The sequence below is a fragment of the Streptomyces humi genome (assembly GCF_001005085.2).
In the GTDB taxonomy this organism is placed as follows: Bacteria; Actinomycetota; Actinomycetes; order Streptomycetales; family Streptomycetaceae; genus Streptomyces; species Streptomyces humi.
On record NZ_LBMU02000126.1, the window covers coordinates 43,921 to 50,360 of the forward strand.

Annotated in this window: 8 protein-coding genes; 5 read left to right on the forward strand and 3 right to left on the reverse strand. The window is 70.8% G+C overall.

Features of this window, described 5'->3' with window-relative positions:
* Positions 1 to 6 precede the first annotated feature (6 nt).
* From AAW13_RS41695 to AAW13_RS41705, 3 genes are all read right to left on the reverse strand, one after another.
* Positions 7 to 615: a nucleotide exchange factor GrpE gene (locus tag AAW13_RS41695; RefSeq protein WP_046734395.1), complete on the reverse strand. Its 609-nt coding sequence runs from the start codon at positions 613 to 615 to the stop codon at positions 7 to 9.
* An 8-nt stretch (positions 616 to 623) separates the two neighbouring features.
* The gene (dnaK, locus tag AAW13_RS41700) at positions 624 to 2,525 is read right to left on the reverse strand and encodes a molecular chaperone DnaK (RefSeq protein ID WP_046734396.1); all 1,902 of its coding nucleotides are present in this window, start codon (positions 2,523 to 2,525) and stop codon (positions 624 to 626) included.
* Between the two features lie 81 nt (positions 2,526 to 2,606).
* Complete coding sequence (locus AAW13_RS41705) at positions 2,607 to 3,134, reverse strand: general stress protein (RefSeq protein WP_240528925.1); 528 nt, start codon at positions 3,132 to 3,134, stop codon at positions 2,607 to 2,609.
* Between the two features lie 254 nt (positions 3,135 to 3,388).
* Here AAW13_RS41705 and AAW13_RS41710 point away from each other — a divergent pair, with 254 nt between their 5' ends.
* The 5 genes from AAW13_RS41710 (at position 3,389) to AAW13_RS41725 (ending at position 6,036) form a co-directional block, all read left to right on the forward strand.
* Positions 3,389 to 4,051 carry an SDR family oxidoreductase gene (locus AAW13_RS41710; protein ID WP_046734409.1) on the forward strand — a complete coding sequence of 221 codons (663 nt, stop codon included), beginning with the start codon at positions 3,389 to 3,391 and terminating at the stop codon, positions 4,049 to 4,051.
* Between the two features lie 135 nt (positions 4,052 to 4,186).
* Positions 4,187 to 4,351, forward strand: a complete 165-nt coding sequence (locus AAW13_RS46245; RefSeq protein WP_167391795.1) for a hypothetical protein — start codon at positions 4,187 to 4,189, stop codon at positions 4,349 to 4,351.
* A gap of 493 nt (positions 4,352 to 4,844) precedes the next feature.
* Positions 4,845 to 4,973: a hypothetical protein gene (locus tag AAW13_RS47570; protein ID WP_276207643.1), complete on the forward strand. Its 129-nt coding sequence runs from the start codon at positions 4,845 to 4,847 to the stop codon at positions 4,971 to 4,973.
* Between the two features lie 63 nt (positions 4,974 to 5,036).
* Positions 5,037 to 5,735, forward strand: coding sequence for an HAD family hydrolase (locus AAW13_RS41720; RefSeq protein WP_046734410.1), 699 nt, complete (start codon positions 5,037 to 5,039; stop codon positions 5,733 to 5,735).
* A gap of 79 nt (positions 5,736 to 5,814) precedes the next feature.
* Positions 5,815 to 6,036 (forward strand): hypothetical protein, encoded by a 222-nt coding sequence (locus AAW13_RS41725; RefSeq protein WP_046734397.1) that lies wholly within the window; start codon positions 5,815 to 5,817, stop codon positions 6,034 to 6,036.
* The last annotated feature ends 404 nt before the right edge of the window (positions 6,037 to 6,440 follow it).

Genomic DNA, 6,440 nt, shown 5'->3' on the forward strand with positions numbered 1-6,440 from the left:
GACCGGTCACTCCCGCTTCGCGACCGTCACGGCGGCGGGCCTGAGCTGCCGTTCGCCGTCACCGTAGCCGGGACGCAGCACCTCGACGACGGTGCCCGGTGGGGCGTCGGGGTCCTGGACGACACCGACCACCTCGTGCCGGGCCGGGTCGAAGGGGACGCCGGTCTCCGCGTGCCGCGGGTAGCCGAGCAGTTCGAGGACGTTCACCGCCTGGTCGCGTACGGCCCGGACGCCCTCCACGATCGCGCCGGGATCGGCGCCGGCGTGGGTCAGGGCGAGTTCGAGGTTGTCGAGGACGGGCAGGAAGGCGGCCGCCGTGCGGGACCGCTCGACCGCCCGTTCCCTCTCCAGTTCCCTGGCGTGACGCTTGCGAAGGTTGTCGAGGTCGGCGAGTGCGCGCCGCCAGCGGTCCTCCAGTTCCCGGATCGCGGTCGTGTACTCGTCCTCGGCAGGCGTGGGGCCGGCGGCATCGGGTCCCGGTTCACCGTTCGCCGCTTCGGGCCGGGGCGGGCCCGGTCGGGGCAGATCCTCGCGAGGAGGAGGTCCGGCGCCTTCCGGGACCCGCACGTCCGGATCCGACGCCGCCCGGTCGGGTTCCTGAGGGTGGGTGGGCATGGCGCGCCTCAGCCCTTGTCGAACTCGGCGTCGATGACATCATCGTCACCGCCACCGTCAGTCATGGGACCACCGGTGTCGGTGTCCTGGCCGGGACCGCCGCCCGCGGCGGAGGCGCCCTGATGGGATGCCAGCCCGGCGAGCACCTGCTGGAGTTCGGAGGTCAGAGGCCGCACGCGCTCCACGCCCGCCTCGTCCTTGACCGCCGCCCGGGCGTCGGCCACGAGCATCTCGGCGCGCGCCTTCTCGTGCGCGGGCGCCGCGTCGCCCAGTTCGGCGAGACGCTTCTCGACCTGGTACGCGACGGCGTCGAGTTCGTTGCGGGCGTCGACGGCCTCGCGGAGTGCCTGGTCCTGGCCCTGGTTGCGCTCGGCCTCCTGGACCATGCGTTCGACCTCACCGCGGTCCAGGTTGGAGCTCTCGCTGATGGTGATGCCCTGTTCCTTGCCGGTGTCCCGGTCGCGGGCCTTGACGTCGAGGATGCCGTTGGCGTCGATGTCGAAGGTGACCTCGACCTGTGGTTCGCCCCGCGGCGCCTGCCGGATGTCGGTGAGCTGGAACCGGCCCAGGGCCCGGTTGTCGGCGGCGCGCTCGCGCTCGCCCTGGAGGACCACCACGTCGACGGCCGGCTGGTTGTCCTCGGCGGTGGAGAAGGTCTCGCTGCGGCGCACCGGGATGGTGGTGTTCCGCTCGACGATCTTCGTCATCACTCCGCCGCGCGTCTCCACGCCCAGCGACAGAGGTGTGACATCGAGCAGCAGGACGTCCTTGACCTCGCCCTTGAGCACCCCGGCCTGGATCGCGGCGCCCAGGGCCACGACCTCGTCGGGGTTGACGCTCATGTTGGGTTCCTTGCCGCCGGTGAGCCGGCGGACCAGAGCCTGGACGGCGGGGATGCGGGTGGAACCGCCGACGAGGATGACCTCGTCGATGTCGCTCTCGCCGACCTTCGCGTCGGCCATCGCCTGCTCCACCGGTCCCAGGCAGCGCTCCACCAGGTCGCTGGTGATCTGCTCGAAAGTGGACCGCATGATCGAGTCGGTGAGGTGCTTGGGGCCCGAGGCGTCGGCGGTGATGAACGGCAGGCTGACCTGCGTCTGCGTCACCGAACTGAGCTCGGTCTTGGCCTTCTCCGCCGCCTCGAACAGTCGTTGCAGCGCCTGCGGGTCCTTGCGCAGGTCGATGCCGTTCTCCTTCTGGAAGTCGTCCGCGAGGTAGTCCACCAGACGCCGGTCGAAGTCGTCGCCGCCCAGGTGGCTGTCACCGGCGGTGGAGCGCACCTCCACCACGCCGTCGCCGACGTCGAGGATGCTCACGTCGAAGGTGCCGCCGCCCAGGTCGAAGACGAGGACGGTCTCGTGCTCCTTCTTGTCCATGCCGTACGCGAGGGCGGCCGCCGTCGGCTCGTTGATGATCCGCAGCACCTCAAGACCGGCGATCCGTCCGGCGTCCTTGGTGGCGGTGCGCTGGGCGTCGTTGAAGTAGGCGGGCACCGTGATGACTGCCTCCGTGACCCGTTCCCCCAGCTGCTTGGACGCGTCGTCGGCGAGTTTGCGCAGCACCTGTGCGCTGATCTCCTCAGGCGCGTACAGCTTGTCGCGCACCTTGAAGCGGGCCGCCCCGCCCTCGCCCTCGACGACGTCGTACGCCACCGCCCTGGCCTCGTCGGAGACCTCGTCGAAGTGCCGGCCGATGAACCGCTTGGCCGAGTAGATGGTGCCCTTGGGGTTGAGGATCGCCTGGCGCCGGGCCAGCTGGCCCACCAGACGTTCCCCGGTGTCGGTGAAGGCCACCACGGACGGTGTCGTGCGGTTGCCCTCGCTGTTGGGCACGACGGACGGCTCGCCGCCCTCCCACACGGCGATCACCGAGTTGGTGGTGCCCAGGTCGATGCCCACTGCCTTGGCCATGAGGAACTCCTTCCGCGGCGGTCGACGTCCGTCGGCGACCGTTCTTCCTCCGGGCCCTGTCCGCCCGGCTTCGAAACTCGTTCAGCTGGGGGCGGGGTGGCTGCGCGGGCGCCGGCCCCCGGAGGAGGCGCTCTCCGTGTTCGTGCCGGCACGGCTGTCCAGCCCGGCGACCAGCCGCACGGCCTCATCGGCGACGTCCTCGTCCGCCACGACGTCGTACCGGCTGGGCTCGATCGAGCGGACCGATGCGAAGTCCCGGCGGCCGCCCTGGGCCGCGTGCAGCAGCACGCCGAACAGGGCACCGACGACCGCTCCGAAGATCAGCCCGTACAGGGCGAGGAGCAGACCGGAGACAACCGGATTCAGCCAGTTCAGCAGCCCGAAGATCCAGCCGACGAGTACGCCGGGCAGCGCTCCGGTGGCTGCGCCGTGGAGGGCGGCGTCGCCGTACCCCATTCGACCGATCACTTGTTCGACCATGCGCATGTCCCGACCGATGATCGCGACCTTCTGGACGGGAAAGCCCTGGTCGGCGAGGTGATCCACGGCGCGTTCGGCTTCCTGGTACGTGGAGTAGGTGGCAACGGCCCTGCGGGCCTGCTCGGACATGGCCACTCCTTCCCGCCGGCGGACCGCCGAGCGGTCCCGACAGGCCCCAGAGTGGCGCTTCGCCCGGTCACCCCGCCTGCGCCCAGCGGGTCGAAAAGTGGCACCGGCGGTTGGTCTGCGAGGACAGGAGGCGGGTGGTCGCCCGCACCGGCGCGGTGCGCGAGTGGGCCGACGTTACGGCAACCGCGGGACCCGACCTGCCGCGGCAGCCCCGCAGCCCGGCATCAGCCGTCGCCTGGGGCAAGAATGACCCCATGCACATGGTGATCGCGGGTGGACACGGAAAGATCGCGCGCCGACTGACCCGGCTGCTCTCGGCGCGCGGCGAGAACGTCACAGGGCTGATCCGCAACCCGGAACACGCCGACGACCTGCGCGCGGACGGCGCGGAACCGGTGGTGTGCGATCTGGAGCACGCCTCGGTGGACGAGGTGGCCGGTCACCTTCGCGGCGCCGACGCGGCACTGTTCGCCGCGGGCGCCGGACCGGGCAGCGGCGCGGCTCGCAAGCAGACGGTGGACCGGAACGCGGCGATCCTCCTCGCCGACGCGGCCGAGCGCGCCGGGGTGCGCCGCTTCCTGGTGATCTCCGCGATGGGCGTGGACAGCCCGCCGCCGCCCGGCACGGACCCGGTGTTCGCCGCCTACCTGAAGGCCAAGGGCGAGGCGGACGCCGACATCGCCTCGCGTCCGGGACTGGACTGGACGATTCTGCGCCCGGGGATGCTGACCGACGACCCCGGCAGCGGCCGCGTCACGCTCGCCGAGCACACGGACCGTGGCCAGGTACCTCGCGATGACGTGGCTGCGGTGCTCGCCGCCTTGCTCCACGAGCCCAGGACCGCCGGGCACATCCTCGAACTGATCAGCGGATCCACCCCGGTCGAGGAGGCGGTGCGCGCCGTGGCCGGCGGCTGACGCCGCACTCCGCCCTCGCCCGGGATACGGGTGACGACTCGCATCCAGGACCGTTCGAACGGTGAGGTCACGGACGCTGCATCGCGGCCTGAGGAGGAGGATGGACGTGAGCGAAGCGACGGAAGGAGGCCCGTCATGAAATCCCGAGCCCCTGATGACGACGCCTGGTACTCACGCACACCCTCACAGGCCGAGGGCGAGCGGGACGAGGCGAGTGAGCGTACCGGAACGGAACAGCACCCGGACGTCCCCCGGAGCGAGCCGTCCCAGGCGGAGGGCGAGCGGGTCGACGACGCCTAGGGCCAGTGGACGACAGCGTCGCCGGGGACCGGGAGAGGGGTGGTGCACCTTCGGCGCCCGCTCGAAGTCGCCGTAGGGTAACTTGTACCGGCCTTTGGTCTCCTCTCCCGTCTCGTCATCGGTGCCGAGGTACCACCTGGCGTATCGGTGAATCCGTGCTCCTCGAGGTAGGCGTTCTCGTCCGCTGCCGAAGGCCGGTGCCCGCTCCACTCGTCCCGGTCGTCCTGGACGATGCGGTCCTCTTCGGTCGGTTTCCTTGCGTGGTCGAACGCCATCGCGTTCGTCCGCGGTGTCTCAGCCCGCCGGGTCGATTCCGACCGCGTGTTTTGGTCACCGTGCACCGATGGCGATCCGATGCCCGGAGCGCAGCATGGCATGTCGAGCGTTGGCGCTCTCTGCTGAATCACCCGACGTTCCGAAGAGCCCTCGTCGGCTTTTCGTCCATGGAGCAGGAGAAGGAAGCCGAGGAGACCGGGTCCGCACGAGCGGGCAGGTGCCCGCCGGCACCGGTGGTCCGCCCGCCCGCACCGCCGTCACGGCCGAGCGGTCGCACGTCGAGGAGATCGACGGAATGGTGACGGCGCTCGAACGGTACGGGCCCGCTCCGTCGGCGGGCGTCTGAACAGGCCGTCAGGGGTCTCGCCTGGGGCTCTGGCCGTTCGCGCCGGCAGGAAGGATGTGGAAGATGTCCGACGATACGGCCACCCGGCCCGCGGCGTTCGTCTTCGACCTGGACGGGACACTCGTCGACAGCGTCTACCAGCACGTCATCGCCTGGCAGCAGGCGTTGAGCGAGATGGGCATCGGCCTGGCAGTCTGGCGGATCCACCGGAGGATCGGGATGAGCGGTGGCCTGCTCGTGCAGGCCATGTTGCGCGAGACCGGCGTACGGCTGACGCCGAAGGAGGCCGAGGAACTGCAGAACGCCCATCACCGCCACTTCGAAGGCTGGACGAACGCCGTCCGGCCACTGCCGGGAGCCGCCGAACTGCTCCGGACGCTGACGGACCGCGGCGTGCCCTGGACGATTGCCACCAGCGCCCGCAGGGACGACGCCGCACCCATGTTCGCGAGACTCGCCGTGCCGCCTGACGTGCCGACGGTCACCCGCGGGGAGGTCAGCCGCGCCAAACCCGACCCCGATCTGTTCCTGGCGGGCGCGGCGCGGCTCGGCATCCCCGCCCGCGACTGTGTCGTGGTCGGAGACAGTGTGTGGGATCTGCTGGCCGCGCGGCGGGCGGAGGCACTCGCAGTGGGGCTGCTGTCCGGAGGATACGGGCAGGACGAACTGGAGCGGGCCCAGGCGTTCCGGGTGTACGCCGACCCCCTCGACCTGCTGGGGCACATCGACGAACTCGGCGTCCGGGACGCGCACGGTGCCTGAGTGCGACGCATTCAGTTCCTCTTTGGCGATGTCGTTTCGGGGAATTCCGTGACCAGCCGCCGAACCCAGGGGAGATCACATGCCCGGCAATATCGAACGTGCCGCCTTGCGCGCCGCGGCTCAGGCCGCCGAACGTGTCCTGGCGAACGCCGCCGAGCAGGCCGAGAAGGCCGAGCGGCAGTCCCCGCGGGACCGGTACGCCCAGCGCGCCGCCGAGGTCGGGATGCTCACCGGCGCGTTGAGGGTCCTGCTGGACGCGGTGCGTCCCTTTACCGAGGAAGGTGAAGAGGACGGAAAGTGACCGGCGCTTTCGGCACCGGCCATGAGCTTCGCGTCGGTATTTCGGAGGCGCCGTGGACAGCGACGGGTTCGTCCGGTCGTCCGCCGGCCAGGGCGACCGGATCGGCGTGCGTCTGGCGAGTCGGGCGTGCACAAGTCCGGTCGCCCCACGAACCACGAATCACGAACCGCGAATCACGAATCAACAGAGAAAGGATCCACACATCTCGGATAAGCCGGACCGTGAGCGGGTACGCGACATGTCGCTCGATTCTCTGAAGGCGTCGAGGGACGGAGTGATCCCATGGCCGGCAGTCGGGCGCACCGCCTGCACCACCGTCCCTCCCATCGGAAGGGCAGCCCTCCACGGGGCAGCGCCGGGCGGCGCCCCACGGGCGCACGCGGAGCGCCCCGCCCGCCCGCCCG